We start from the raw sequence: 25760 nt of genomic DNA, 5'->3' as shown, positions 1-25760 counted from the left end.
AGGTCTTGCCTCATGACGCGAGCGACGGACGCGGTCGGGGCGTACGGGGAACGGGTGGCGTGCGCGCACCTGATCGAACAGGGCATGGTCGTGCTCGACCGCAACTGGCGGTGCCGGGCCGGCGAGATCGACCTGATCCTCCGGGACGGAGGCGACCTGGTCTTTTGTGAAGTCAAAACCCGCCGCAGCGACCGGTTCGGCGCGCCGGCGGAGGCGGTCGACACGGCGAAGGCGCGCCGGCTGCGACGCCTCGCCGCACAGTGGCTGGCGCAGGCCGGGCTGCGCCCGCACACGGTCCGCTTCGACGTGGTCAGTGTGCTGCCGCAACCGGTCGGGGCGGCCCGCGTCGAGCACCTGCGCGGGGCGTTCTGATGGGGTACGCCAAGGTCCACTCCGTCGCGCTGCTCGGCGTCGCCGGCGAGGTCGTCGTCGTGGAGGCGCACCTGGCCACCGGGCTGCCCGGCATGGTCGTCTCCGGCCTGCCCGACGCCGCGCTCGTCGAGGCGCGCGACCGGGTGCGGTCGGCCGTCGTCAACTCCGGGGAATCCTGGCCACAGCGGCGCATCACGGTCAACCTGCTGCCAGCCCACCTGCCCAAACACGGCTCCGGCTTCGACCTGGCGGTCGCCGTGGCGGTGCTCGCCGGCGCCGGTGCCGTCCCGGTCGACCTGCTGCGCCGCGCGGCCCTGCTCGGCGAGCTCGGCCTGGACGGCACTGTACGGCCGACGCGGGGTGTGCTGCCGGCGGTCCTGGCGGCGGCCCGCGCCGGCCTCGAACAGGTGGTCGTACCGCTCGCCAACGCCGCCGAGGCCGATCTCGTGCCCGGTGTGACCGTGCGGGCCACCAGGTCGCTGCGGGAGCTCATCGAATTCGCCCGGGAGGGCGTGCCGCTGCGTCCGCCCCCGCCCCTGACGGCCGCCCCGCCGCCGAGCGGGCCGGACCTCGCCGACATCCTGGGCCAGGAGCGCGGCCGCCGCGCGATCGAGGTGGCGGCCGCCGGCGGGCACCATCTGGCGCTGTTCGGTCCGCCGGGCGCCGGCAAGACGATGCTGGCGCAGCGCCTGCCGTCGATCCTGCCGGCGCTCGACGACGAGGCGGCGCTGGAGGTGACCGCCGTGCACTCGATCGCCGGGACGCTGCCGCCCGGCAGCCCGCTAATCCGCCGGCCACCGTTCCAGGCACCGCACCACACCGCCTCGATGGCCGCCCTGGTCGGTGGCGGTTCGGGCGTGGCCCGGCCGGGTGCGCTGAGCCTCGCTCACCGGGGCGTCCTCCTCCTCGACGAGGCGCCGGAGTTCAGCCGCCGGGCCCTCGACTCCCTGCGGCAGCCCCTGGAGGACGGAGAGATACGGCTGCGGCGCTCCGGCGGGGAGACCAGCTACCCGGCGCGGGTCCAGCTCGTCCTCGCGGCGAACCCGTGCCCGTGCGCCAGCCCGGAGGGAGACCGGAAGTGCGACTGCAGCCGGCTGGTCCGCCGGCGCTATCTGGGCCGGCTGTCCGGCCCGCTGCTCGACCGGATCGACCTGCAGGTGACCTTGCTGCCCGTCACAGCCGCAGCGCTCGTAGCCGATCAGCCGGCTATGGAGTCGTCGGCGGTGGTGGCGGCGCGGGTCGCGCGGGCCCGGGCCGCGGCGGCGGCCCGGTGGGCCGGCGTACGCGTCGCCCGTAACGCCGACGTGACGGCAACGACACTGCGCGACCACCGCTGGCGACTGCCCCGGTCGGTGACCGGCGCGCTGATCAGGGCGCTCGACCAGGGCCACCTCTCCGCCCGGGGCCACGACCGGGTGATCAAGGTGGCCTGGTCGCTGGCCGACCTGGACGGCCGGGACCGGCCCGATGCCGGTGACGTGACCGAAGCTCTCGAACTGCGGAAGGGGACCGCGCTGTGACCGATACCGACGAGGTTCGCCTGGCCCGGGTAGCGCTGGGCTGCCTGGCTGAGCCCGGCAATCGGGAGCTGGGCGTACTGGTACGACAGGTCGGGCCGGTCGACGCGCTCGACCGGCTGCTGAAGGGGTACGTGTCCGAACGGCTGCACGACACGGCACGGCTCCGGCTTGCCGACGAGCCCGATGCGCACCGGCTGGCAGGCTCTCTTGTGGACTCGGCAGACCGGCTCGGCGCGAGGATCGTCACTCCGGAAGACGACGAATGGCCGCCACAGCTCGACGACCTGGCCCATCTCAGCCGCGCGGCGGATGGACGCGCGGTCGAACGCGACACCGACCCGCCGCAGTGTCTCTGGGTTCGCGGCCACCCGGCGCTCGACGCGGTGTTCGACCGGTCCGTCGCGGTCGTCGGCGCTCGCGCCGCCAGCAACTACGGCACCTACGTCGCGACCGAGCTGGCGCACGGCCTGGCCGAACGCGACTGGACGGTGGTCTCCGGCGGCGCCTTCGGCATCGACGCCGCCGCGCACCGCGCGGCCCTCGCCGCCGGTGGGCTGACCGCCGCCGTACTCGCCTGCGGCGTCGACCGCCCCTACCCGCTCGGCCACGCGAACCTCTTTGACCGGATCGGTGAGGCCGGCCTGCTCATCAGCGAATGGCCACTCGGCGCCGCTCCCCACCGGCTACGGTTTCTGATCCGCAACCGCGTCATCGCGGCCCTCACGCGCGGCACGGTGGTGGTCGAGGCCGCCGGCCGCAGCGGTGCGCGCCAGACGCTCGGCCGGGCCCGGGCGCTGGGCCGGGCCGCCATGGCGGTGCCCGGCCCGGTCACCAGCGCGATGTCGGTCGGTTGCCACGCCGAGCTACGCGAGGTGGGCACCAGACTGGTCAACAACTACCGGGAGGTTCTCGAGGAGGTCGGCCGGATCGGCGACGACCTGGCGCCGATGCCGCGCGGACTGGACCGTCCACATGACACCCTCGATCCGATCGCCGCGCAGCTGCTCGATGCCGTGCCGCCGCGCCGGGCGAGTTCCGCCGAGGAGATCGCCGCGACGGCGGGAGTGAGCGGTCGGGACGCACGTCGCACCCTGCCCTCGCTGGTGGCTGCCGGCTTCGTGGTCGAGCACGACAACGGCTACCGGCTGGCGCCGAGGCCGTCCTGACCGGACGAACGGGCCGGGTGCCCGCGCCGTAACGGGCCGGATTTCCGCGCCGTGACGGGCCGGGTGCCCGCGCCGCGACGGGCCGGTTTCCTGCCCCGCACTGGTCCTCGGCCACGACAAGCTCATCTCGCCGGCGGGTTTCACCACAAACGATGGAGCTAGGACGTTTTCCGGCCACATCCACGGGTAGAGCCCGTTCACCTCAATCCACGAGGAGGCCGGTGGTAATGAACTCCTTCGTCGTTGTCCGCCTCGACGGTGCCGCACTCGTCTGGACCGACTGGACGCTCAACGGCACTGTCGCGCCCGAGCTGTACCGCGTCCTGCAGGAACTGTTGGACGCCGGCACCAGGCCCGTGGTCGTCGACCTCGTCGAAGTACCGTCCATCGACAACTCCGGCGTCGCGGTGCTCGCCGCAGCGGCCGTACGCGCGGGCCAGCTCGGCTTCGGGCTGGAGCTGCGCCTGCCGGGGGGCCATGCGATGGCGGTGCGCGACGCCGCTCAACTGCGCAGCGCACTCATGCTGGCCTACCCCACCGCCGCCTGAGTGGAGTCCGCGGCCTGAGCGTCAGGCGCGGCGCGCGGCTCACGCCGCACGCAGCCTCTCACGCCGTACGCAGCCTCACGCCGTACGCACGCATACCGTGTACGACTGTGCCACCGCCTCGACCGGCTCCCACGGACGACGCAGCCGCGCCCGCAGGATCCCGGGCTCGTGGACCCGCAGCACGAACAGCCGACACCCGGCCGCACCAGGACGCTCCGGCGACGGCGGCAGGTGACGGTCCTCCACGACCGTCAACCCGTCTGCCAGCTCCAACTCCCAGCGGTAGCCGGTGGAAGCGTTCTGCGGCAGCACGACTTCGAGGGTGTCGCCAGATGAGACGACGACGGTTGAGCCACCGTCGTCCAGACCGACCCGGACCGTCACGGTCCCATCATCCCCCGACCCGCCGCGGCGGGTCGGGGGCCGGCTTGTGGCAGCCGGTCGGGAGGCTGCCACGCGGCTTGCCGGCGAGGCCGGATCACACCGACCTCGCCGGCGTTCGCCGATCGGCGCCGGCTACTTCACGCCACCGGCGGTCAGGCCTTCCACGATCCTGCGCTGGAACAGCAGCACCGCGATGACCAGCGGAATCGTGACCACCACACCGGCGGCCATCTGCGTGCCGAAGGGCTGGTCGAACTGGTACTGGCCGGTGAACTGGGACACGATCACGTTCGCGGTCTTGTACTCGCTCTTGTTGACCACGCTGACCGCGATGATGAACTCGTTCCACGCCGAGATGAAGACCAGGATCGCGGTGGTGAACACACCCGGGGCCGCGATCGGCAGGATGATCCGACGGAACGCCTGGGACGGCGTGCAGCCGTCGATCTGGGCGGCCTCCTCGAGCTCGAACGGCATCTGCCGGAAGAACGCGGTGAGCAGCCAGATCGACAACGGCAGGGCGAAGCTCAAGCTCGGCAGGACCATCGCCTGGTAGGTGTTGATCCAGTTGATGTTGACGAAGAGCTGCCGGATCGGCACGACCACCGCGATGCCCGGGAACATCGACGTCGCGATGATGACCGACAGGAGGAAGCCCTTGCCCCGGAAGTCCAACCGCGCCAGGGCGTACGCGGCCGAAATGCCCAGGACGAGGGTGACCACCGTGGTGGCCCCGGCGACGATGACGCTGTTGAGCAGCGCGCGGCCGAAACCGTTGGTGGATGAGAACGCCGCCTCGAGGTTCTTGAGCGACAGCGGCATCGGCAGCGGCGCGTTGGAGAACTGGTCGTTCGGGCGCCGCAGCGCCGAGACGACCATCCAGTAGAACGGCGCCAGGCAGTACACGACGATCGCGGCGATGCCGACGTAGTACAGCCAGCTCGCCCCTCGCCTGCGTCGACGCTGGCCACCTCCGATGGCGGCGTTGCGCGCGACCGGTGCGGTCGCGACCGCCGCGGCCGGTGTCGTCTGGCTCACTTGGTCCTCCCCCCCTACACCACGGCCGACGATGTCGGCGCCGAGAAGCCTCACGAAGACGTACGCGACGATCGCGACGTAGAGGAACAGCACGGTCGCGTACGCCGCGGCGGGGCCGAAGTGCAGGTTGTCCATCTCGTTGTAGGCGAGGATCGACAGCGTGTCGGTCGACGACTTGCCCCTACCGATCAGCACGAACGGCAGGTCGAACATCCGCAGCACATCCAGCATGCGGAACAGCACGGCGACCACAAGCGCGGGCTTGACCAGCGGCAACGTGATCCGCCAGAACGTCACCCACGGGGTCGCGCCGTCCATCTTGGCCGCTTCGTACACCTCCGCGGGGATGATCTGCAGGCCGGCGAGCACGAGCAGGCCGATGAACGGCGCGGTCTTCCAGGTGTCGGCGATGACCACGGCCAGCCATGACTGGATCCCCTCCGTGGTCCACAGCACGTGAGCGTGGAGCACGTCGTTGGCGACGCCCTGAGCGGTGAAGATCCACCGCCAGAGCAGGCCGGAGATCGCCGTCGGGATGGCCCAGGGAACGAGGATGCTGGCCCGTACCAGACCACGGCCGCGGAACGCGTTGTTCATGATCAGCGCCATGCAGATGCCGACCACCGTTTCAATCGCGACCGTGACGACCGTGAACGTCGTGGTGTTCCAGAACGCGTTCCAGAACAGGTCACCGGACTCGCCCTTGAAGATGTTCGTGTAGTTGTCGAGCGAGAAGGACGACGTCCGGGTGATGAGCCCCGTGTTCGGGTCGATCCCTTCTGTGGACTTGATGAACGACAGCCGCAGCGCCGACACGATGGGGTACCCGATCACCAGGAGCAGCACGAGCACCGACGGGGACAGCAGGAGCATGGCCAGCCTGCCGACACCGACGCGGCGGCCCATCGACCGTCGTCGTGGCCCACGGGGCAGCGCGGTCGGCACCGGTGCCGAGGTCGTCGCGGTCACGGGTGGACCTCCTTCCGCGAAGGGGCGCCGGGCCGGGGCATCGCTGCCCCGGCCCGGCGTACCGCACGTACTTACTTTTTGGTGATCTCAGTCAGCTTCGACTGCAGATCCTTGAGCGCCTGATCGGACGACTTCGTACCGGTCAGCGCGGCGTAGGCGGCGTCCTGGATGGCGGTGGTGGCTTCGCCGTACTTGACGGCCTTCGGCCGCGGCGCGGCGTTGCTGACGGCCTCCTTGAGCGTCGGCAGGTACGGGAACTGCTTGACCAGCTCCGGGTCGTCGTACAGCGCGGCGTAGACCGGCGCCTCCGACGTCTTGAGCAGGTGCGCCTTCTCCTCGTCCTGGCTGGTGAGGAACTTGATGAAGTCCAGCGCGCTGGCCTTGTTCTTGGCGAACTTGCTGACCGCCAGGTTGTGACCACCGAGCGTGGCCTTGCCGGGACCGGTCAGACCGGGGATCGGCGCGACCGCGAACTTGCCGGCCACCTTGCTCGAACCGTCGGTGGCGTTGGCCTTCGCGTACATGTACGGCCACTGCCGCTCGAAGATCAGCTTGCCGTCCTGGAAGGCCCGCCGGGCCTCCTCCTCCTTGTACGTGATGGCTTCCTTCGGGATCGTGCCGTCCTGGAAGCTCTTGACCAGGAAGTCCAGCCCCTGCTTGGCCTGGGCGCTGTCCACCACCGGCTTGCCGGAGTCATCGATCACCTGGCCGCCCGCGGAGTCGATCGCCTCGCTGAAGTTGCAGGTCAGGCCCTCGTACTTTTCGAACTGGCCGGCGAAGCAGCTCGCGCCACCCGACTGCGGCGCGACCTTCTGGCAGTCCGCCTTCATCTCGTCCCACGTCTTGGGCGGCGACGCGATGCCGGCGGCGTCGAGCAGGTCCTTGCGGTAGTACAGGAGCCCGGCGTCGGTGAGGTAGGGCGCCGCGTACAGCTTGCCGAAGTACTTCGCGGTGTCGACCGCGCCCTTGAGCATCTTGTCCAGCGCGAACTGGTCTTCGGGAAGCTGCTCGATCCAGCCGTTCGCGGCGAACTCCGCCGTCCACACCACGTCCGTGTTGAGGATGGTGTACGCGTCCGACTTCGTCTGCGCATTCTGGATCATCTGCTGCCGCTGCTGGTCGGCGCTCTCCGGCAGCTCGATCAGCGTGGCCTTCTCGTTGGGGTGAGCGGAGTTCCAGTTGTTGAGCGCAGTCTGCAGGTAACCGGACGTGTCCTTACCGGTCGCGAGGGTAATCGGCCCCCGACCCTCGAACGCGCCCGCTTTGGTCGGTGGCGTGGTTGTCTTACTGCTACTACTACATGCCGAAAGGCCGACGACAAGCGCCAGCGCGCCGAGCGCGGCGACTGGCGCCATTAGTCCAAGTCGTCCTCGCATTGCAGCTCCCATCCGCATAGCTAATGCGCCGCAACGGCGTCAGCCCCGGCCTGGTGGACCTTGACTGATTCCCATCCGTTCACGGCGTTGGATGCTCGATCGTGTCGATATCCAATCCCTTCAACGGCAAAGGTGCAACGGCCGTTATCGCACTGTCATCTGCCGTTTTCCACTTCCTGATCTTCGAATGCCATGGATGACCGCCATTTCACGGGCCACGTAACCGCAGGCGGCGCGGCGACTTGACGAGTCGGTGCCCGCGCGGTGACCGTCGGTGTCGTGAGCGCGCGCGGAACCGAGGAGACCTACGCCAACCTGCCCGAAGCCATGCGGGACGCGGTCGATGCGTTCGCCCGGCACCTGGCGGGTGAGCGCAACCGTTCCCCGAACACCGTCCGTGCGTACGTCATCGACGTCGTGTCACTACTCGACCACGCCGCCCGCATGGGAGCGCGCACTCCGGCCGATGTGGACCTCGTGGTTCTGCGCAGCTGGCTCGCTCGGCTGCGGACGGCCGGCGCGGCGCGCACGACGCTCGCGAGACGAGGTGCCGCCGCCCGTACCTTCTGCACCTGGGCGTTTCGGGAAAAACTCACCCCGACCGACGCCGGTCAGCGCCTCGCCAGCCCGAAAGCCCGCCGGGAGTTGCCGGGTGTGCTGCGGGCCGACCAGGCCGCGGCGCTCGTGACCACGCAGACCCGCGACCCGGACGACACCCCGCTCATCCTGCGTGACCGGCTCGTCCTCGAACTGCTCTACGCCACCGGGATCCGGGTCGGCGAGCTGTGCGGCCTCGACCTGGGCGACGTCGACCGGGGTCGTCGGGTGGTACGCGTGTTCGGCAAGGGCGCCAAGGAGCGCACCGTGCCGTACGGCGCCCCGGCTGAGCAGGCGCTGGACGCGTACCTGCGGCGGGGTCGCCCGGCCCTGGTCAGTCCGCGCAGCGGCTCGGCCCTGCTGCTCGGCGCCCGGGGCGGTCGGCTGGTCGAGACCGCGGCGCGGCGGATCGTGTCGGCCGCCGCGACGGCCGCCGGGCTGCCGCACGTCTCACCGCACGGGCTGCGCCACTCCGCCGCGACGCATCTGGTCGAAGGCGGGGCCGACCTGCGCGCCGTCCAGGAGATCCTCGGACACGCGTCGCTGTCGAGCACCCAGATCTACACCCACGTGTCCATGGAACGGCTCCGCGCGGCGTACCGGCAGGCGCATCCGAGAGCGTGAGCCGCCCGACTTGTCCTCACGCACCCGACCGGCGGGTCGATGTCGCAAGCATGCCCGAGCCGAGTCACCCTACCGACCCGATCCGCTCTATAAGGTTGCTGTCGTGCCAGGGCGGATGATCGAGGGCGTGTACGTCGGGTGGGAAGCCGTCCGGGAATGCTTCTCGCTCGACCCGGCGGTCGCCTACCTCAACCACGGCGCGTTCGGCGCGGTGCCGCTCAGCGTGCAACGAGCCCAGCAGCGGCTGCGCGACGAGGTGGAGGCCGACCCGGTGCGCTTCTACTCGGTGGGCCTGACCGAGCGGGTCGCGCACACCCGCCGCCACCTCGCCACCTTTCTCGGCGCCGATCCGGACGCAAGCGCCCTCGTGGGCAACACGACGATCGGCGTCGCCACCGTGCTCAACTCCCTCGACCTGCGCGAAGGCGACGAGATCGTAACGACCGAGCACGGGTACGGCGCGGTCCGGTTGGCGGTCGAGGCGGTCTGCGCCCGTACCGGCGCGCGGCACCGCACGGTGCCGCTTCCACTGGCGCCCACCGACGACGAGGTGGTCGCCGGAATCACCGAAGCGGTGACGGGACGCACCCGGCTGGTGATCGTCGACCAGATCACCTCGCCCACCGCCCGTCTCTTCCCGGTCGCCCGGGTCGTGGCCGCGCTGCGGCCCGCGGATGTGCCGGTCCTGGTCGACGCGGCGCACGTGCCCGGTCAGATACCCGTCGACGTCACCGCCCTCGACGCCGCCTTCTGGACCGGCAACCTGCACAAGTGGGCGTTCGCTCCGCGCGGTACCGCGCTCCTCGCCGTGTCACCCGAATGGCGCGAGCGGATCCGGCCGCTCGTGGTGTCGTGGGAGCAGCCGGCGGGATTCCCGGCCAACGTCGAGTGGCAGGGCACCCTCGACTACACGGCCTGGCTGGCAGCGCCTACCGCCCTGTTCACGCTTCGGACGCTGGGCGTGGAGGTGGTCCGGGCCCACAACGCGGAACTCGCCGGCTACGGACAGCGGGCCGTCGCAGCGGCGCTCGGGGGCGACGCGCCGACCGGCGCGCCGGGACTGGCGATGCGGATCGTGCCGCTGCCCGGAGGGCTGGCGGGCGATCTGGCCGGCGCGGCGCGACTGCGCCAACGCATCGCCGACGAGTTGGGCGTGGAGGTGGCCGTGAACCCGTACCGGGATCGGGGGCTGCTCCGACTGTCGGCGCAGGTCTACAACCGCGCCGAGGAGTACGACCGGCTGGCCCAGCGGCTGCCGGGCTTGATCGCGACTCTCGCCTGATCGCGGATGTTCATCCGTGTCCCGGCACAGACGAATATCCGCGATCATGGCGTGTTCGTGGCCAGCGGGAGCAGGCGTACCCTCGCCACGCCGACGAGCGCCAGCGGGTCCAGGTAGGTCGCGCCCAGCCGCAGGCCCCAGTGCAGGCAGTAGACGGCCGGACAGCCGGGATGGTCGCCGTCCAGCTTGCCGATCACATCTCCGGCCCGCACCTGCTGGCCCGCCACGACGACGGGCGTGACCGGCTCGTACGTGGTGCGCAGGCCGTTCGGATGGTCGACGCTCACCACCCCCCGCCCGGCAAGCATGCCGGCGAACCGGACGACGCCGGGTCCGGCCGCGTAGACCGGCGCTCCCGCCTCCGCTGACAGGTCGACGCCTCGATGGCCGGGCAGCCACGGCTGCGGCGGGGGCGCGAAACGGCGTACGACCGATGGGCGGCCGTCCAGCGGCCAGCGGAAGCGCGCCCCGACGGGGGAACCGGGGGTACCGGGCGAGCTAGGCGACCTTGACGAGGCGGACGACCTTGGCAAGGCGGGTGGCATCGCTGCGCCCGGAGAGATGGGCGCGGCGGGCCGGGCCGGTGCGGCAGCCACCGGCCGAGCTCCGCCCGGCGCGCCGGGGCCGCCGACCATGAGCGCCAGCAGGGCGACCGTCAACACGATCGGCCGGACACGGGATGCAACCGGTACGCGGAAAGCGAGGGGCATGCCCGGTAGCGTCGGCCGGCAACGCCGGTACCCGCAACGGCCGAGCCCGCGGCTGTGGACAGCGAGGGTGGGTGTGGACGGGGCTGCGTAGCCCGAATGGATCTGCTACCGGGCCGCTCAGCCGGTGAAGCCGCTGTCGGGCAGCGAGATGTCCGGCTTCTCCAACTCCTCCACGTTGACGTCCTTGAAGGTCATCACGCGTACGTTCTTGACGAAGCGGGCCGGACGGTACATGTCCCAGACCCACGCATCGTGCATCTCGACCTCGAAGTAGACCTCACCGTCGGCGTTGCGTACGTGCAGGTCGACCTGATTGGCGAGGTAGAAGCGACGTTCCGTCTCCACCACGTAGGAGAACTGGCGGACGATGTCGCGGTACTCCCGGTAGAGCTGAAGCTCCATCTCGGTCTCGTACTTTTCGAGATCTTCGGCGCTCATCGCAATCCGCCTTCCATGCAGACATTGTCGCCCACCGCCACCGTTTCCGGTGCGGCCATGCCGGACGCCACGCCGACGGTACTCCGCGGCGCGCCCCGGTCCGCCACCGCCGCGACGTTGGCGTACGAGAACCGGTGCACCCGACACGGTCCGTGTCGATGCAATGCCGCAGAGTGCTCGGCCGTCGCATACCCCTTGTGAACCGCGAACCCGTACCCGGGCCAGGCGCGGTCCAGCTCCACCATGATCCTGTCCCTGGTGACCTTCGCCACGACGCTCGCCGCCGCCACGCACGCCGCCACCTGGTCCCCCTTCCACACAGCCAGCCCCGGAACGTCCAGGCCGTCGACCGAGAACCCGTCGGTGAGCACGTACTCCGGCCGCTGCGCCAACTGTGCGAGGGCGCGCCGCATGCCCGCCAGGTTGCACACGTGCAGCCCCATGCTGTCAATTTCGCCCGGTGGAATTACCACGACCGAGTGCGCCATGGCACGCACCATGATCTCTTCGTAGATCCGCTCGCGGGCGGCCGGGGTCAGCAGCTTGGAGTCGGTCAGACCGTCGATCTCGCCGCGCCGGCCGGCGGGCAGGACCACCGCGGCCACGACGAGCGGCCCGGCGCAGGCGCCGCGCCCGGCCTCGTCGGCGCCGGCCACGAACGTGAAGCCGCGCCGCTGAAGCGCCCGCTCGAGCGCGTACAGGCCGGCGCCGCGGTGGACCACGGTGCGAGGCGGGGTCAGCACGGTAGCTCCTCCCCTGACAGGGCACCGATCAGGTCCGGCAGGGACGGCGGGTAGAACGGCTCGTCGCTGGCGCGCAGCTCGTCGGCCGTCCACCACCGGTGCGCGTCGACGGTGGCCCGCTCGATCTCGTTGAAGCCGGCGACGTCGACCTCCCAGGAGTCGACCCGTAGCACGAAGTAGTCCTGCTCCTGCCGGTACCAGCGGCCGTCGAAGGGGAACTCGACGACGTCGCGGTGGACCGGCTCGCCGAGGGCCTCGGGGCCCACTCGCAGGCCGGTCTCCTCGAACAGTTCCCGGACCGCGCCCTGCGCGGGCGTCTCGCCGGAGTCCAGGCCGCCACCGACCGTGAACCAGTACCGGTGGTGCGGGCGGGCCGGGTCACAGCCGCGGAGCATCAGCACCCGCCAGGATGCGTCGACCAGCAGCACGCGGGCCGCCCGGCGAGGTGTCGCGTCGGGTCGAGTCATGGCATGCCCAGCCTACGACCGGCGTACCTCGCGTCTGCGGCCGCCACCCGGGACCGGAGGCTCACGCCTTCGGCGGGTCGGGTACCCGGTCGAAGGTGCCCGGCACGGTCAGCCACGTCCACCGCTGAAGCGGCCAGAAGACCACGAAGGCCCGCCCCACCACCGACGGGTACGGGATCGTGGCGGCGCTGGTGTCATGAGTGCGCAGGTACTGCTCCCGGGAGTCGCCGGAGTGCGACCGGTGGTCTCCCATCACCCACAGGCGGCCCTTGGGCACGACCACGTCGAACGGCTCGTCGCTGGGCAGGTCGGCCGTACCGTCGGAGTCGTGGTACAGGTACGGCTCGTCGAGGGCCTGACCGTTGACCGTCAGCCGGTGCTTGGCGTCGCAGCAGACCACGTGGTCGCCGCCGACGGCGATGACGCGCTTGATGAAGTCGACCTCGGTCGGGTCACTGCGCCACGAGGCGGGCGACTTGAAGACCACGATCTCGCCGCGGTGCGGCGAGCGCAGGTCGTAGATGACTTTGTTGACCAGCACCCGGTCGTTGATGTTGAGCGTGTGCTCCATCGACTCCGACGGGATGAAGAAGGTCTGCAGTACGAACACGCGTACCAGGAGTGCGACGACGAACGCCACGACGACGAGAACCGGTAGCTCGCGCCAGAACGAATTCGATCGCTTGTTGGTCTGCTCGTCAATCACGCGAGGAGCCTACGTCCTCGCCCGCGCCCGGTGCGTCGGGAACGCGCCGTAAAGGCGGAAGACGCGAGGATTGGCGCGGTTACCACCAGTTCCGGCACACCGTTCGCGGGCGCTGGTGCGACCGGAACGTGTCCGGGCGCCGCGGCGGCGACCGGCCTGGGCACCTTGTCGAATGTGGGCGGCACCCCGAGCCCGGACCAGTGGCTGCCCGGCCACACGATCACGAACGCCCGTCCGATCGCGTTTGCGATCGGCACCGCGCCCTGGCAGCGCGAGTCCTGGGACACCAACCTGTGGTCACCCATGACGAACATCTGGCCCTGCTCGACCTTGATCGGCCCGAACCGTCTGGACTGGCAGACCTTGGCGTTCGGCGGGGCGTCCAGCGGCGAGTTGTCGGTGACGTACGGCTCGTCGAGCGGGAAGCCGTTGACCGTGACGCGCCCGTTGGCGTCGCAGCACGCCACCGTGTCACCGGGCAGGCCGATGACGCGCTTGATGAAGTCCTTCTCCCCCGGCTGGCTCACGCCGACCAGGTCGCCGATCGTGCGGCCGAGCTTGGCGAAGAAGCCGCCGTTGGTGTCGACCTGGTTTTCCGGAGCCCAGTTGTCGGTGCCCCGGAACACGACGATCTCACCATGGTTCGGCTGACGTACGTCGTAGACGACCTTATTGACGAGCACCCGGTCGCCGACGAGGAGCCGTGGCTCCATCGAGCCGGATGGGATGAAGAATGCCTGCACCAAAAACGTGCGTACCAGCACGGCGAGGCAGAAGGCGACGATCAGCAGCAGCGGCAGCTCCTGCCAGAGCGGCATCTCCTTGCGTCGCCGGCGCACGCGGTCACCCCACGTCGCCCCGTCACCCGGGTCGGCGTCGAACTCGCGTCGAGACCCACCCGGCCGGCCGCGCTCCGTACCGTAGCCACGGCCTGAGCCATAGCCACGGTCCGCGCCGTAGACGCGGGAGGAGCGCCCGTATCCGGTGCTGGGGTCGACGCGGTCGCGCGGATCCCGTTGATAGGGCGAGTCGTCGTCGAGGGGCTCCCGGTACATCACTGCCGCAAGCCTAGATGGCCGACGCCACTTTGGGGATCCCGCGGGCTCGCGTCAGCTCGCCTGCTTCTCGCGCTTTTCCTTGATCTTGGCGGCCTTGCCCCGCAGCTCGCGCAGGTAGTACAGCTTCGCCCGGCGGACGTCACCGCGGGTGAGAACCTCGATGCGGTCCAGCGCCGGGCTGTTGACCGGGTAGGTCCGCTCGACGCCGACACCGAAGCTGACCTTACGGACCGTGAAGGTCTCCCGCAGGCCGGTCCCCTGGCGGGCGATGACGACACCCTGGAAGACCTGGATACGGGACCGGTTACCTTCGACCACCCGCGCGTGCACCTTGAGCGTGTCACCGGCGCGGAAGGCCGGGATGTCGGTCCGCTGCGACTGGGCGTCGAGAGCGTCCAGCATGTTCATCGCTGCTACATCCTCATGGCTCAAGGCGCACCGCAACGCGGTGCGCGGCTGAGATAAACCTGATCCGCCAGCGGACAACGGCCCGCGGCAACCCCACTACTTTGCCATATCGGAGGCCGGTATCTGAAATCCGGCCTCTGTCAGAAGCGCCACGTCACGTTTGTCCAGTTTTTCCGGCGGCACCGCGGCCAGCAGATCCGGCCGGCGGACCGCCGTCCGCAACAGCGCCTGATCGCGCCGCCAGCGCGCGATCCGACCGTGGTCACCCGATCGAAGGATCTCCGGCACCTCGTGCCCGCGCCAGGTCGAGGGCTTGGTGTAGACCGGCGCCTCCAGCAGCCCGCCCGTGTGTGACTCCTCCAGCAAGGAGTCGGCGTTGCCCAGCACGCCCGGCAGCAGCCGTACGACCGCCTCCAGGATGACCAGGACCGCCACCTCGCCGCCGAAGAGCACATAGTCACCGAGGGAGACCTCGGTGACCGGCATCCGGGTCGCCGCCTCGTCGATCACCCGCTGATCGATTCCCTCGTACCGGCCACAGGCGAACACCAGGTGCTCGGCTTCGGCCAACTCCTGCGCGGCGGCCTGCGTGAAAGGGCTCCCCGCCGGGGTCGGTACGACGAGGCGGGCACCGGGCGTGGCGACCGCGTCGAGCCCCTCGCCCCACGGCTCCGGGCGCATGACCATACCGGCGCCGCCCCCGTACGGGGTGTCGTCGACCGTACGGTGCACATCGTGCGTCCAGTTGCGCAGATCGTGAACGGCGACGTCGAGCAGCCCGGATGTGCGGGCCCGCCCGATGAGCGACAGGTCGAGCGGCGCGAAGTACTCGGGGAAGATCGTGACGATGTCGACTTTCATAATCTTCTCCCCGATCTTGGACAGTAACGCGACCTATAGGTGACACAAGTGTCCAAGATCGCGAAACGGTCAAAGGTCGAACAGGCCCTCAGGCGGGGTCAGCACGACCCGACCGCCCGCCACGTCGACCTCGGGCACGATCGCCTTGACGAACGGCACCAGCGCGCTGCGGCCGTCGGGGCGACGCAGGACCAGCAGGTCGGAGGCGGGGGCGTGGTCGACCCGGATCACCTCGCCGAGCGGCTCACCCTCACGAGTGACGGCGGCCAGGCCGACCAGTTCGAAGTCGCTGAACTCGTCCGGATCCTCGCTGGGCGGCAGAGTCTCGCTGTCGACGCACAACAGCACGCCGCGCAGGTTTTCGGCGATGTCCCGGTCGTAGACGCTGTCGAAGACGATGAGCAGCCGGCCCTGGTGCGGCCGGACGGTCTCGACCGTGAGGGTCGGGGGAACCTGAGGTGCGACCCGCTTACCCGGGTCGGTGACCAGCACCGACCCGGGTGCGAAGCGTTCGGCGGGATCGTCGGTGCGCACGTTGACGACGACCTCACCGAGGATGCCGTGCGGGCGCACGATCTGTCCGACGACGAGCAGCATCTGCGACTAGTACGAATCGACGATCTCGACGCGGACGCCGCGCCCGCCGATCGACGTGATCACCTGTCGCAGCGCCTTCGCGGTGCGCCCACCCCGCCCGATGACCGTTCCCAGGTCCTCGGGGTGGACACGCACCTCTAGGCGCTGACCACGCCGGGAGTCGACCATCCGGACGCGCACGTCGTCCGGGTGGTCGACGATGCCCTTGACCAGGTGCTCGAGCGCCGGGCGCAAGGCGTCAGGCCGTTTCGCCGGCGCCGGCACCAGCCTGCTCCTCCGCCTGCTCGGCCGCGGGCGCCTCGGCCTTCTCAGCCGCGGGCGCCTCGGCCTTCTCAGCCGCGGGCGCCTCGGCCTTCTTGGCCGCGGTCTTCTTCGCCGGCTTGGGCTCAGCAGCGGCCACACCGGCCGCCGCCTGGGCCTCGGCCTCGTACAGCGCGCGCCGGTCGGCCCGCGCGGGAGCGACCTTCAGCGGCTCGGGTGCCGGCAGACCCTTGAACTTCTGCCAGTCACCGGTCTTGGACAGGATCGCCTGCACGGCCTCGCTCGGCTGGGCGCCGACGCTCAGCCAGTGCTGGACACGCTCGGAGTTGACCTCGATCCGCGAGGGCTCCTCCTTCGGGTGGTAGATCCCTAGGAATTCGATCGCCCGACCGTCGCGCTTGGTGCGCGAGTCGGCGACGACGATGCGGTATTGCGGGTTGCGGATCTTGCCCATCCGCAGAAGCCGGATACGTACGGCCACTGTCTGCTCGCTCCTGGATTCGTGATTGAGATCCTCGCCGACCACACGCGGTGGGGATCGCGCGAACGGCAGCTCGGTGGACTGGTGACGTGCCCGGGTTAGAGGGCGCCGGACACGCACCGGGTACCAGTCGACCATTGTGCCAGATCCATCGGCGGTTCGCCGACACACCCCGTACCGTCCGGGTTCAGCCGGCCGCGACGGCTCCCATCAGCGCGAGCAGTTCGCCGGTGTCGAGCACCCGGCCGAAGTGGCCGTCCAGGTTCACCGCGGTCGCGGCCATGAGCTGCTCGGCCGGGATGCCGTCCTCGTCGAAGGTGAACGTGGCGTCGAGGGCGTACAGCACGTCGTACCCGAGATCGCCGGCCATCCGGGCGGTGGTCTCGCAGCAGCGGTTGGTCTGTATGCCGCAGATCACCACCTGGTGGATGCCGGCCGCGGTCAGCCAGGCGTGCAGGTCCGGGGTGCCGTAAAAGGACGAGTGCACGCTCTTGACGATCTCCAGCGCCGGCTCGAGGTCCGCGACGACCGACTTGAAGGCGTGCCCGGGCGCCGACGCCGCCAGCGGTGACCGGGGATTCGTCGACGCGTGGCGGACCCGCACGATCGGCCGGCCGGTCGCGGTCCACGCGGAGATCAGGCGGCCGATGTTCTCCTCGGCCGCGGGGTTGGAGCGGCGGCCCCAGTACGGGTCGTCGAAGCCGGTCTGTACGTCGATCACGATGAGAGCCGCGTCGGGCTCGATGTGGCTGGTCATGCCGTTAATCATCGGGGCGCGAAGCCCGATTCGACAGTGGCAGGAATGACGTCCATACGCTGATTACTGTCATGATCGTTGTGGCATGATGGCGGGATGCGCACCGTGGCAGTCCTCCTCCATCACGCGGTCCGACTGTTCGACTACGGCGTCATCCACGAGGTCTTCGGGGTCGACCGCAGCGACGACGGGGTGCCGCGGTTCGACCTGCGCCGCTGCTCACCCGGCCGCCGTCCGGTAACCCTGGCCGGCGGGGTGACCCTGTCGGCCGATCACGGCCTGTCCGCGCTCACCGAGGCCGACCTCGTCCTCGTGCCCGGCGCCGAGCCGGCGCCCCCCGCCGCGACCGAATCGGAGCGGCGGGCGCTGCGGGCCGCGCACGATGCCGGCGTGCCGATCGCGGCCCTGTGCAGCGGCGCGTTCCTCCTCGCCGACGCCGGACTGCTCGACGGGCGCCGGGCGACCACCCACTGGCGGCTCGTCGACGACCTCGCCGACCGGCACCCGTCGGTGGCGGTCGCGAACGGCCCCCTCTGGGTCCACGACGGGCCGCTGTGGACCTCCGCGGGCACCGCGGCCGGCATCGACCTGTGCCTGCACCTCGTACGGGAGGCCCACGGCGCCACCGTGGCGGCCGCCATCGCCCGGCGGATGGTCACTCCCCCGCACCGCGACGGCGACCAGGCGCAGTACCTGCCCCGCGTGGTCGTCGAGCCGCTGCCCGACGAGCTCGCCGCCGTGTTGAGCTGGGCACGTGAGCACCTCGACCGCCCGCTCACCGTCACCGAACTGGCCCGCCGGGCCCACCAGTCACCGCGCACGTTCGCCCGGCGGTTCGTGGAGACCACCGGCACCACGCCGCTGCGGTGGCTGCACCACCAGCGCGTACAACTCGCCCAGGAGCTGCTGGAGAGCAGCGACCTGACCGTGGAGGAGGTGGCCCGGCGGGCCGGGTTCGGCACCACGGCGGTGCTGCGCCGGCACTTCGGGCGTGACCTGGGCACGACCCCGACGGCCTACCGGACCCGCTTCGCCGCCGCGTAACGCACACGACGAGGCGGGACACCGCGCTACCCCAGCGGGCCCGGCAACGTCACCCGTGGTGCGAGCCCCGGTCCGGTCACGTCGCCCGGCGACTGGCCCGGGCACAGCGTGTCGCGTTCCGGCAGCTCGCCGCGCGCCAGGAACGCCGTGGCCAGGTCGTTCGCGCAGGTCGACCGGGTGAACAGGTACACCCCGTGCCCGCCCTGGTCGACGCTGACGAAGCCGGCGCGCCGGCCGAACGCCTGGCGCAGGCCGTACCCGCTGAACCAGGGCGTCGCGGGGTCGCGCAGGTTCTGCAGGATCAGGACGTTGCGTGGACCGTTGTCCGTCACGGCGACCGGCGGCTGTGCCGGCCGGTACTTCCAGAACGCGCACGGCCAGGCGTTGGACGGCATGCCGGCGGCGGCCGGGTACAGGCGGCGGTCGACCGCCACGTTCGCCGCGTAGGTGGCGAGGTCGCGCGGCCACGCCACGTCGTCGCAGAGGACCGCGTACTGAGCCGACCGCAGGTTGTCCGCCGGGACAGCAGCCTCGTCCGCGAGCGTCCTGAGCGCGGCCGTGGCGGGCCGCGCGGCCGTAACAGGCGGTGCGGCCGCGGCGGGCGGCGCGGCCGCGGCGGGCGGCGCTCCCGCGCCGGTGGCCGACGCGACCTGCTGCCAGATCCCAGCCAGCTCCGGGAACCGGAAGTCGAAGTAGAGGCGGTCGAAGGTGACCAGGCGCAGGACGTTGCCGGTGAACGGGTACCCGTCCGCCGGCAGCGGGTCGCGGTCGAGCCGCGCGGCGAGGTCGTAGTAGGTCTTCTCGACGGCCTCCGGCGTGGCGCCGAGGTGATAGGAGGCGTCCCGCGCGGCGGCCCACGCCGTGAAGTCCGGCAGCCGCAGCGCGATCCCCGGCCCCCAGGCCCGCCACTGGTCGTACCACACGAGCTTCGGGTCGACGGCGCTGTCCAGGAGGATCCGATCCCCGCGCTGCGGGAACAGCGCGGCGTACACCGCGCCCAGGTACGAACCGTAGGAGAGCCCGAAGTACGACAGCTTCCGCTCCCCCAGCGCGACCCTGATCCGGTCCATGTCCCGGGCGGTGTTGGCCGTGGTGATGTACGGCAGCAGGGCGCCGGAGTGCCGGGCGCACCCGTCGGCGGTGGCGCGGGCGAAGGCGACGTTCCGGTCGATCGAGCCGTCGGCAGCCGGATAGGGCAGGAGCAGGTCCGGGGCCGTGTCGGCGGGGATACCGCAGGTGACCGGCGTGCTGTGGCCGACGCCGCGGGGGTCGAAGCCGATCAGGTCGAAGCGGTCGCTGACGGCCGCGGGGAGGGCCGGCAGGAGCTGACCGGGGAAGTCGAGCCCGGCACCGCCCGGGCCACCCGGATTGAACAGCAGGATCCCGCGCCGCAGCCCGGGCTTGGCGGTCGTGATCCGGGACACCGCGATGTCGATCTGCCGGCCGCCCGGCTGCCGGTAGTCCAGCGGTACCCGCAGCGTGGCGCACTCCTGCCGAGGGTCACGCTGGATCCCGGGCGGCGCGGCCGGGCAGGCTCCCCAGGTCGGTGCCGGCGCGCCGGCTGCCGCGTACCCCGACCTCGCCGGCGTGAGCACCGCCGTCAGCGCGGTGACCGCCACCAACGCGAGGACCCGCCATCGCATCGATGTACCTCCATCCGTCCGGTACCTCACGGCACCCTAGGCGGATGGAGCAACCCCTGTGACCACTCGCGATCAGTTCTCCGACATGCCGGGTATACGGACATCCGGGTATGCACGGGCCCGGTCCCAGCCCGCCGGCAGCGCGGGTGGCGTGAGCCAGGCCGGCTGGGGCTCGAAGTCGCACCACGTACCGTCGAACGGGAACAGGCCCGCCTCGATGTCGGGTATGACGCGTCGGCCCTCCGCCCACACCGCGTCGGCGTCGCGTACCCAGTAGTGGTCCGGGAAGCGCAGCCGCTCGGTCAGCTCGTGCTCGTCCTTCCACAGCCACGACCGGTTCGGCTCGACGCAGATGTCGAGGTCCTGATCGACGATGTCGAGGCCGGCGAGGTCACCGTCGTCCCAGCGCACGGCCGGCTCCTCGAGGTTGACGTACCAGCCGGCGAACGCGCCCGCGTCGTCCCAGAACCACCACACCGAGTGCGCCGCGCCCGGGCGGATCAACTTGAGGATGCCGGGCCCCTCCCAGTTGCCGGCCGCGAGCACGGGCCGGCGCGTGATCCACTCCGCGAACGGCATGGACCGCAGCGTGCGGCCGTCGTCGGCGCGCAGGCTCCGCGTCGGGCTGCCGGGCGCGATCCACAGCAGCAGGCCGCGGTCGTCGTCGCTCACCACGCGCATGACGCGGACCCAGGCCAGCCGGTCCCGCTGGAAGTGGCGATGCACCACCACCCGGCCGGGCGTGAAGCGCATCAGTACGCGCGGGCCAGGTAGGCGACGAGGTCGGGTTCGTCCTCGGACCGGGGCACCGAGCCATCCGCGCGGGTCAGGCAGCGCACGGTGACGCCTTCGGCGTTGGCCTTGGCCTCGCCCTCGGTGCCGACGGCCGCCCACGGAACCCGGGCCCAGCCGGTGGCCGCCGCCTCGATCGCCTCGTCCACGCTCGACACGTCCGCGGTGAGCGACTGCCGGCGGGCCAGCGCCTCGTCGTACAGCGCCTGCTGGTCGGCTTCGAGGGCCGCGGTGACCGCCGAGACCGCGTCGGCGACCGGCGTGGGCGTCTTCGTCCCCGGGATGCGCCGGACGACGACGACGTTGCCCTCCGCGAGATCGCGCGGCCCCACCTCGATGCGCACCGGGTAGCCCTTGAGCTCGGCGTCGACCGCGCGGCGCCCGAACGGGGTGTCCACGCGGTCGTCGAAGCCCACCCGGATGCCGGCGTCGCGCAGCGCGTCGCGCAGCTTCGCGGCGGCACTGACGACGTCGCCGGCCGGGTCGGCCTTGACGATCATCACGTGCGCCTGGATCGGCGCGATCCGTGGCGGCACCCGAAGGCCGTTGTCGTCGCCGTGGCACATGATCAGACCGCCGAGCATCCGGGTCGAGGTGCCCCATGACGTCGTCCAGGCGTGCTCCTGGCGCCCCTCGGCCGACGAGTACACGATGTCGAACGCCTTGGCGAAGTTCTGCCCCAGCTCGTGGCTGGTGCCCATCTGCAGCGCCTTGGCGTCACCCATCATGCCTTCGAGGGTGTACGTGCTGGTCGCGCCCGCGAAGCGCTCCCGGACCGTCTTGCGCCCCACCACGACCGGTATCGCCAGCATCTGGCGCATGAAGTCCTCGTACACGTCGTGCAGGATGCCCCGCGCGTAGGCGTGCGCGTCGGCCTCGCTGGCGTGCGCGGTGTGCCCCTCCTGCCACAGGAACTCGCTGGTGCGCAGGAAGAGCCGGGGGCGCAGCTCCCAGCGCACGACGTTGGCCCACTGGTTGAGCAGCAGCGGCAGGTCGCGGTAGGAGCTGATCCACTTGGCCATGAACTCGCCGATCACGGTCTCCGACGTCGGCCGGACCACGATCGGCTCGGCGAGCTGCTTGCCGCCGCCGTGGGTGACCACCGCCAGCTCCGGGGAGAAGCCCTCGACGTGCTCGGCCTCGCGGCGCAGGTAGTTCTCCGGGATGAACAGCGGGAAGTACGCGTTCTGCGCGCCGGCCGCCTTGATCCGGTTGTCCATGTCGGACTGCATCCGCTCCCAGATCGCATACCCGGCCGGCCGGATCACCATGGTGCCGCGGACCGGGCCGTTGTCGGCCAGCTCCGCCTTGGCGATCACGTCCTGATACCAGCGGGGGAAGTCCTCGGACCTGGGTGTGAGCACACGCGCCATGACCGGTCATCCTAGGCGCTGCGCGTACCCGCCCGCCGGCCGACCGCCGTACCCCGCCCGGTTCTTCCGTAATGGAGGGCGAAGTCCTATGCAACGACCCGCCCGCGCAGGATGATCCGCCGTGGCGCGGCCAGCACCCGCAGGTCCCGCCGAGGGTCGGAGTCGTAGACCACCAGGTCGGCGAGGCCGCCCTCGACCAGCCCGGGGAAGCCCAGCCACTCACGGGCGCCCCACGACCCGGCGCGCAGCACGTCCAGCGCGGGCATGCCGGCGACCGCGTGCAGCCGCAGCATCTCCTCGGCCGCCAACCCGTGGTTGATCCCGCCGCCGGCGTCGGTGCCGACGTAGATCGGCACTCCCGCCTCGTACGCCGCCGCGACCACGGACGGGAACCGGTCGCCCAGCGCCCGCATGTGCGTCGCGTACGTCGGGAACTTCCCGTCCGCCCGCGCCGCGATGTCGCCGAACGTCGCGATGTTGATCATTGTCGGGACGAGGGCCGTGCCGCGGCGCGCCATCTCGGCGATGTCGTCGTCGGACAGCCCGGTGCCGTGCTCGACGGAGTCGACCCCGGCGCGCACCAGCGCCGCCACCGACTCCTCGGCGAACGTGTGCACGGCGACCCGGGCGCCCGCCTCGTGGGCGGCCTTGACCGCCGCCGCCATGTCCGCCGGGTCCCAGGCGGGCGCCAGGTCACCGGTGCCCCGGTCGATCCAGTCCCCGACGAGCTTGACCCAGCCGTTGCCGGCCGCCGCCTGCCGCGCCGCCTCCCCGGGCAGGTCCTCGGCGGCCACCTCCACCCCGATGTCGCGCAGGTAGCGGCGCGGTGGCGCGACGTGCCGGCCGGCCCGGCGCAGTCGCGGCATGTCCGGGTCGTCGTCGAGCTGCGGGTACGGGTACGGGGAGCCGGCGTCGCGGATCGCGAGCACCCCGGCGTCCCGGTCGATCGTGGCGAGTGCCCGGGCCTCGTCCAGCCCGCTGATCGGGGTGCCACCGCGCGCGATCCCGATGTGGCAGTGCGCGTCGACCAGGCCCGGCAGCACGTACCCGCCGTCGGCGACGGTCTCGGCACCCGCCACCGGGCGCAGCGTCACCCGGTCCCCGACCAGGTACAGATCGCGGACCTCGTCGTCGGGCAGCACCACGCCCCGTACATGCAGCGTCATGCGCCTCAACCTACCGGTCGGGTCATCTGCCGTACGCGAGCCGTGAGCTGGGTTGCGGGAAGTCGATCGCGGGCTTGCCGGCCATGGCGTCGCGCAGCGTCTCCGCGACCGACTGGTCCACGTGGTTGTGGTCGGCGCTCGCGTCGGCCTGCCAGTCCGGGTCGGCCTCGATCCCGGCAACCGTGACCTGCTTCGTCGAGGCGACCAGCGTCGCCGACTCGTTGGTGTCGGTCGTACCGGTCTTACCGAACACCGGCTTCCCGACGGTCGCCGCCACCCCGCGCGCGGTGGAGGCGTCGTGGCACTGGTTGAGGCCACCGTGGTCGCCGACCGGGCAGCGGGCGGCGTCGATGGCGGCGTGGGCGACGTCGGCGCTGACCCCGTTGGTGCACTGCGGCTTTCCGACGTCCAGCGGCTTGCCGTTGGCGTCGCGGATCTCGGTGATCGGGGTCGGCGCGCAGTGCGCGCCGTCGTTGGCCAGGCTCGCGTACGCCCCTGCCAGGTCGAGCGGCGTGGTCGCCGAGACGCCCAGGGTGAACGGACCCCAGTAGTGGGCGCCCTTGGCGTTTTCCTGGTCGCTCTGGGCCCGGAACTGGATCCCCAGACGCTGGGCCACGGCCACCGCGTTCTCCGCGCCGGCCCGCTCCTCCAGCGGCACGAAGAAGGTGTTGACCGACTTGCCGAAGCCGGTCCACATGTTGAAGGTGCCGGCCTCGGACGCGCTCGCGTTCTTCGGGCACCAGTCCTGGGTGCCTGGGCAGTTGGTGCCCTTCGTCGGGTAGTGCGAGTGGTACACCGCCGGAGCGTCGATCGTCGTGCTGAGCGGCATGCCCTTCTCGAGTGCGGCGAGCATCGTGAACATCTTGAACGTGGAGCCCGCCTGGTAGCCGTTGACGCCGCCGCCCCCGGAGATCAGCGGGTTGGTGGTGTTGGGGAAGCTGCCCGGCCCGCTGATGGCCCGGTTCGGGTTGGGCAGGTTGCCGCTGGTGTCGAGGCTGAAGTTGCGGTTGGTGGCCATCGCCAGCACCCGGCCGGTGGACGGCTCGACGGCGCTGAGCATGAGCGCCCGCCGGTCGGTGGCCTTGATCTTCGAGTCGATGTTGCGCTTCATCGCCTGCTGGATGCCTATGTCCAGCGAGCTGATGATGGTGTACCCGCCGCTGCGCAGCCGGTTTTCGCGTTCGTAGGCGTCGGCGCCGAACGCCGGCTGTTCCAGCCACCAGCGGTACAGGTAGTCGCAGAAGAACCCGGCGCCGAGGCTCGCGTACGGCACCGAGACGCAGCCCTGCGACGGGTGCTGGTCGGTGATCTGCAGCGGCGCCTTGCGCGCCTCCGCGGCCTGCTGGGCGGTGATGTTGTGCGCCCGGACCATCTGGTCGAAGACGTGCTCACGCCGTTTGAGCGCCGCGGGGAGCTTCGCCGGGTCGGCCGGGTCGTACGACGACGGCGCCTGCACCAGGCCCGCGAGCAGCGCCGCTTCCGGCAGCGTGAGGTCCTTCGGGTCCTTGCCGAAGTACACGTGGCTCGCGGCGTAGATGCCCCAGGCGCCGTGGCCGAACGGCGCGATGTTGAGGTACCGCTCCAGGATCTGCTTCTTGTTGAGCTTCTCCTCCAGCGCCATGGCGAGCTTCATCTCGCGGATCTTGCGAGCCTTGGTCTTCTCGCTCGCCGCGACCACCTCCTCGGGGGTCTTGGCCGAGTAGATGGCGCTCTGGCGCACGTACTGCATGGTCAGAGTGGAGGCGCCCTGCGAGTCGCCGCCGTTGTCGGCGACCAGCGCGCGGGCCACACCCTTGAAGTCGACGCCGTGGTGGGAGTAGAAGCGGACGTCCTCGGAGGCGACGATCGCCTGCTGCATCACCGGTGCCACGTCCGAAAGCGGGACGTCGCGCCGGTTTTCGTCGTAGAGCATCGCCAGCAGGGTCTTGCCGTCCGAGGCGTAGATGAACGAGCTCTGCGGGGCGGGCACCGTCGTGAAGTCGGCCGGAAGGCTGTCGAACGCGTCCACGCCTGCGGTGGTCAACGCCCCGGTCATCGCGGCAGCGGGCAGCGCCGCCGCCGCGACGACCACGCCCGCGACCACCCCGCACCCGACCAGCGACAGGATCTTCCTGATCCCACCATCGGACAGCAACTTCCTGAGCTTGCGCTCCCGCATGCACCGCCCCCAATAGGCACCACGTCGCTCGCCGACCCGGGTCGGGTGGCGCGGCCAGTAGACGCCGTACCCGGTAAGCCGGGTCACGGCGCGCATCGAAGCTGTTGTCTACGTCACAGTGACGATGACGAACGCTCAGCCGATTATCGCCTACCCGGTCCACCCGGCCGTGACCGCGTGCCGGAGCGCGCGGCATGCGGTACCGCGCAGCAGGTCAGCAG

General features: G+C 71.0%; 27 protein-coding genes. 7 read left to right on the top strand and 20 right to left on the bottom strand.

What is annotated here, in order from left to right; translation table 11 throughout:
• The first annotated feature begins 12 nt into the window (after positions 1 to 12).
• From HC031_RS00545 to HC031_RS00530, 4 genes are all read left to right on the top strand, one after another.
• On the top strand, positions 13 to 372 hold the full coding sequence (locus tag HC031_RS00545) for a YraN family protein (RefSeq protein ID WP_167923116.1): 360 nt from the start codon (positions 13 to 15) through the stop codon (positions 370 to 372).
• Complete coding sequence (locus tag HC031_RS00540; protein ID WP_167923115.1) at positions 372 to 1892, top strand: YifB family Mg chelatase-like AAA ATPase; 1521 nt, start codon at positions 372 to 374, stop codon at positions 1890 to 1892. The genes HC031_RS00545 and HC031_RS00540 overlap by 1 nt, the downstream gene beginning before the upstream one ends.
• Positions 1889 to 3058 (top strand): DNA-processing protein DprA, encoded by a 1170-nt coding sequence (dprA, locus tag HC031_RS00535; RefSeq protein ID WP_167923114.1) that lies wholly within the window; start codon positions 1889 to 1891, stop codon positions 3056 to 3058. The genes HC031_RS00540 and dprA overlap by 4 nt, the downstream gene beginning before the upstream one ends.
• 227 nt (positions 3059 to 3285) lie before the next feature.
• Positions 3286 to 3606, top strand: coding sequence for an STAS domain-containing protein (locus HC031_RS00530; RefSeq protein WP_167923113.1), 321 nt, complete (start codon positions 3286 to 3288; stop codon positions 3604 to 3606).
• A gap of 75 nt (positions 3607 to 3681) precedes the next feature.
• On the opposite strand, the gene HC031_RS00525 is transcribed toward HC031_RS00530, so the two are convergent.
• The 3 genes from HC031_RS00525 to HC031_RS00515 all read right to left on the bottom strand — a co-directional run bounded on the left by HC031_RS00525 (position 3682) and on the right by HC031_RS00515 (position 7352).
• Entirely contained in the window at positions 3682 to 3990 is a 309-nt protein-coding gene (locus HC031_RS00525) for a protease inhibitor I42 family protein (RefSeq protein ID WP_167923112.1), read from the bottom strand.
• A 132-nt stretch (positions 3991 to 4122) separates the two neighbouring features.
• On the bottom strand, positions 4123 to 5997 hold the full coding sequence (locus tag HC031_RS00520) for an ABC transporter permease subunit (protein ID WP_205862081.1): 1875 nt from the start codon (positions 5995 to 5997) through the stop codon (positions 4123 to 4125).
• Positions 5998 to 6068: 71 nt separating this feature from the next.
• Positions 6069 to 7352 (bottom strand): ABC transporter substrate-binding protein, encoded by a 1284-nt coding sequence (locus tag HC031_RS00515; protein WP_167923111.1) that lies wholly within the window; start codon positions 7350 to 7352, stop codon positions 6069 to 6071.
• A gap of 348 nt (positions 7353 to 7700) precedes the next feature.
• On the opposite strand from HC031_RS00515, the gene HC031_RS00510 reads away from it, so the two are divergent.
• Positions 7701 to 8594, top strand: a complete 894-nt coding sequence (locus HC031_RS00510; protein ID WP_167923513.1) for a tyrosine recombinase XerC — start codon at positions 7701 to 7703, stop codon at positions 8592 to 8594.
• Between the two features lie 115 nt (positions 8595 to 8709).
• Positions 8710 to 9876 carry an aminotransferase class V-fold PLP-dependent enzyme gene (locus HC031_RS00505; protein WP_167923511.1) on the top strand — a complete coding sequence of 389 codons (1167 nt, stop codon included), beginning with the start codon at positions 8710 to 8712 and terminating at the stop codon, positions 9874 to 9876.
• Between the two features lie 44 nt (positions 9877 to 9920).
• Here HC031_RS00505 and HC031_RS00500 read toward each other — a convergent pair whose 3' ends face one another.
• From HC031_RS00500 to HC031_RS00445, 12 genes are all read right to left on the bottom strand, one after another.
• Positions 9921 to 10586 (bottom strand): murein hydrolase activator EnvC family protein, encoded by a 666-nt coding sequence (locus tag HC031_RS00500; RefSeq protein WP_240941969.1) that lies wholly within the window; start codon positions 10584 to 10586, stop codon positions 9921 to 9923.
• A gap of 117 nt (positions 10587 to 10703) precedes the next feature.
• Positions 10704 to 11024, bottom strand: coding sequence for a DUF2469 domain-containing protein (locus HC031_RS00495; RefSeq protein ID WP_167923110.1), 321 nt, complete (start codon positions 11022 to 11024; stop codon positions 10704 to 10706).
• On the bottom strand, positions 11021 to 11767 hold the full coding sequence (locus HC031_RS00490) for a ribonuclease HII (protein WP_167923109.1): 747 nt from the start codon (positions 11765 to 11767) through the stop codon (positions 11021 to 11023). Before HC031_RS00490 ends, HC031_RS00495 begins: the two co-directional genes overlap by 4 nt.
• On the bottom strand, positions 11761 to 12234 hold the full coding sequence (locus HC031_RS00485) for an NUDIX hydrolase (RefSeq protein ID WP_167923108.1): 474 nt from the start codon (positions 12232 to 12234) through the stop codon (positions 11761 to 11763). Before HC031_RS00485 ends, HC031_RS00490 begins: the two co-directional genes overlap by 7 nt.
• Before the next feature lie 61 nt (positions 12235 to 12295).
• On the bottom strand, positions 12296 to 12940 hold the full coding sequence (gene lepB / locus HC031_RS00480; RefSeq protein WP_167923107.1) for a signal peptidase I: 645 nt from the start codon (positions 12938 to 12940) through the stop codon (positions 12296 to 12298).
• Entirely contained in the window at positions 12937 to 13758 is an 822-nt protein-coding gene (lepB, locus tag HC031_RS00475) for a signal peptidase I (protein WP_167923510.1), read from the bottom strand. The genes lepB (HC031_RS00480) and lepB (HC031_RS00475) overlap by 4 nt, the downstream gene beginning before the upstream one ends.
• Positions 13759 to 14049: 291 nt before the next feature.
• A complete protein-coding gene (rplS, locus tag HC031_RS00470) occupies positions 14050 to 14406 on the bottom strand; it encodes a 50S ribosomal protein L19 (protein WP_167923106.1) in 357 nt (118 codons plus the stop codon).
• A gap of 96 nt (positions 14407 to 14502) precedes the next feature.
• Positions 14503 to 15267 (bottom strand): tRNA (guanosine(37)-N1)-methyltransferase TrmD, encoded by a 765-nt coding sequence (trmD, locus tag HC031_RS00465; RefSeq protein ID WP_167923105.1) that lies wholly within the window; start codon positions 15265 to 15267, stop codon positions 14503 to 14505.
• 69 nt (positions 15268 to 15336) lie between these two features.
• On the bottom strand, positions 15337 to 15861 hold the full coding sequence (rimM, locus tag HC031_RS00460; protein ID WP_205862131.1) for a ribosome maturation factor RimM: 525 nt from the start codon (positions 15859 to 15861) through the stop codon (positions 15337 to 15339).
• A 9-nt stretch (positions 15862 to 15870) separates the two neighbouring features.
• Positions 15871 to 16128 carry an RNA-binding protein gene (locus HC031_RS00455; protein ID WP_167923103.1) on the bottom strand — a complete coding sequence of 86 codons (258 nt, stop codon included), beginning with the start codon at positions 16126 to 16128 and terminating at the stop codon, positions 15871 to 15873.
• Positions 16103 to 16606, bottom strand: a complete 504-nt coding sequence (gene rpsP / locus HC031_RS00450; protein WP_167923509.1) for a 30S ribosomal protein S16 — start codon at positions 16604 to 16606, stop codon at positions 16103 to 16105. Before rpsP ends, HC031_RS00455 begins: the two co-directional genes overlap by 26 nt.
• Positions 16607 to 16793: 187 nt before the next feature.
• On the bottom strand, positions 16794 to 17363 hold the full coding sequence (locus tag HC031_RS00445) for a cysteine hydrolase family protein (protein ID WP_167923102.1): 570 nt from the start codon (positions 17361 to 17363) through the stop codon (positions 16794 to 16796).
• Positions 17364 to 17459: 96 nt separating this feature from the next.
• Between HC031_RS00445 and HC031_RS00440 the strand changes: the two genes are divergently transcribed.
• Positions 17460 to 18407: a GlxA family transcriptional regulator gene (locus HC031_RS00440; protein ID WP_167923101.1), complete on the top strand. Its 948-nt coding sequence runs from the start codon at positions 17460 to 17462 to the stop codon at positions 18405 to 18407.
• A gap of 26 nt (positions 18408 to 18433) precedes the next feature.
• Here HC031_RS00440 and HC031_RS00435 read toward each other — a convergent pair whose 3' ends face one another.
• The 5 genes from HC031_RS00435 to HC031_RS00415 all read right to left on the bottom strand — a co-directional run bounded on the left by HC031_RS00435 (position 18434) and on the right by HC031_RS00415 (position 25635).
• Positions 18434 to 20050: an alpha/beta fold hydrolase gene (locus HC031_RS00435; protein ID WP_167923100.1), complete on the bottom strand. Its 1617-nt coding sequence runs from the start codon at positions 20048 to 20050 to the stop codon at positions 18434 to 18436.
• A gap of 72 nt (positions 20051 to 20122) precedes the next feature.
• Positions 20123 to 20803: a ribonuclease FAU-1 family protein gene (locus tag HC031_RS00430; protein ID WP_167923099.1), complete on the bottom strand. Its 681-nt coding sequence runs from the start codon at positions 20801 to 20803 to the stop codon at positions 20123 to 20125.
• A complete protein-coding gene (gene proS, locus HC031_RS00425; protein WP_167923098.1) occupies positions 20803 to 22215 on the bottom strand; it encodes a proline--tRNA ligase in 1413 nt (470 codons plus the stop codon). The genes HC031_RS00430 and proS overlap by 1 nt, the downstream gene beginning before the upstream one ends.
• 86 nt (positions 22216 to 22301) lie before the next feature.
• Positions 22302 to 23381, bottom strand: a complete 1080-nt coding sequence (locus tag HC031_RS00420) for an amidohydrolase family protein (RefSeq protein WP_167923097.1) — start codon at positions 23379 to 23381, stop codon at positions 22302 to 22304.
• A 22-nt stretch (positions 23382 to 23403) separates the two neighbouring features.
• Positions 23404 to 25635: a transglycosylase domain-containing protein gene (locus HC031_RS00415; RefSeq protein WP_240941968.1), complete on the bottom strand. Its 2232-nt coding sequence runs from the start codon at positions 25633 to 25635 to the stop codon at positions 23404 to 23406.
• Positions 25636 to 25760 lie beyond the last annotated feature (125 nt).

The organism is Planosporangium thailandense (assembly GCF_011947195.1).
Taxonomy (GTDB): Bacteria; Actinomycetota; Actinomycetes; order Mycobacteriales; family Micromonosporaceae; genus Planosporangium; species Planosporangium thailandense.
The sequence above is the reverse complement of the archived record's forward strand: the minus strand, read 5'-3'. Positions and strand labels throughout refer to the sequence as shown.

Coding starts and splice junctions, on each gene's coding strand:
- HC031_RS00545 (WP_167923116.1), top strand. CDS start 13: ATGACGCGAGCGACGGACGCGGTCGGGGCGTACGGGGAACGGGTGGCG.
- HC031_RS00540 (WP_167923115.1), top strand. CDS start 372: ATGGGGTACGCCAAGGTCCACTCCGTCGCGCTGCTCGGCGTCGCCGGC.
- HC031_RS00530 (WP_167923113.1), top strand. CDS start 3,286: ATGAACTCCTTCGTCGTTGTCCGCCTCGACGGTGCCGCACTCGTCTGG.
- HC031_RS00515 (WP_167923111.1), bottom strand. CDS start 7,352: ATGGCGCCAGTCGCCGCGCTCGGCGCGCTGGCGCTTGTCGTCGGCCTT.
- HC031_RS00510 (WP_167923513.1), top strand. CDS start 7,701: ATGCGGGACGCGGTCGATGCGTTCGCCCGGCACCTGGCGGGTGAGCGC.
- HC031_RS00505 (WP_167923511.1), top strand. CDS start 8,710: ATGATCGAGGGCGTGTACGTCGGGTGGGAAGCCGTCCGGGAATGCTTC.
- HC031_RS00500 (WP_240941969.1), bottom strand. CDS start 10,586: ATGCCCCTCGCTTTCCGCGTACCGGTTGCATCCCGTGTCCGGCCGATC.
- HC031_RS00495 (WP_167923110.1), bottom strand. CDS start 11,024: ATGAGCGCCGAAGATCTCGAAAAGTACGAGACCGAGATGGAGCTTCAG.
- HC031_RS00485 (WP_167923108.1), bottom strand. CDS start 12,234: ATGACTCGACCCGACGCGACACCTCGCCGGGCGGCCCGCGTGCTGCTG.
- lepB (WP_167923510.1), bottom strand. CDS start 13,758: ATGCCGCTCTGGCAGGAGCTGCCGCTGCTGCTGATCGTCGCCTTCTGC.
- rplS (WP_167923106.1), bottom strand. CDS start 14,406: ATGAACATGCTGGACGCTCTCGACGCCCAGTCGCAGCGGACCGACATC.
- trmD (WP_167923105.1), bottom strand. CDS start 15,267: ATGAAAGTCGACATCGTCACGATCTTCCCCGAGTACTTCGCGCCGCTC.
- HC031_RS00445 (WP_167923102.1), bottom strand. CDS start 17,363: ATGACCAGCCACATCGAGCCCGACGCGGCTCTCATCGTGATCGACGTA.
- HC031_RS00440 (WP_167923101.1), top strand. CDS start 17,460: ATGCGCACCGTGGCAGTCCTCCTCCATCACGCGGTCCGACTGTTCGAC.
- HC031_RS00435 (WP_167923100.1), bottom strand. CDS start 20,050: ATGCGATGGCGGGTCCTCGCGTTGGTGGCGGTCACCGCGCTGACGGCG.
- HC031_RS00430 (WP_167923099.1), bottom strand. CDS start 20,803: ATGCGCTTCACGCCCGGCCGGGTGGTGGTGCATCGCCACTTCCAGCGG.
- proS (WP_167923098.1), bottom strand. CDS start 22,215: ATGGCGCGTGTGCTCACACCCAGGTCCGAGGACTTCCCCCGCTGGTAT.
- HC031_RS00420 (WP_167923097.1), bottom strand. CDS start 23,381: ATGACGCTGCATGTACGGGGCGTGGTGCTGCCCGACGACGAGGTCCGC.
- HC031_RS00415 (WP_240941968.1), bottom strand. CDS start 25,635: ATGCGCGCCGTGACCCGGCTTACCGGGTACGGCGTCTACTGGCCGCGC.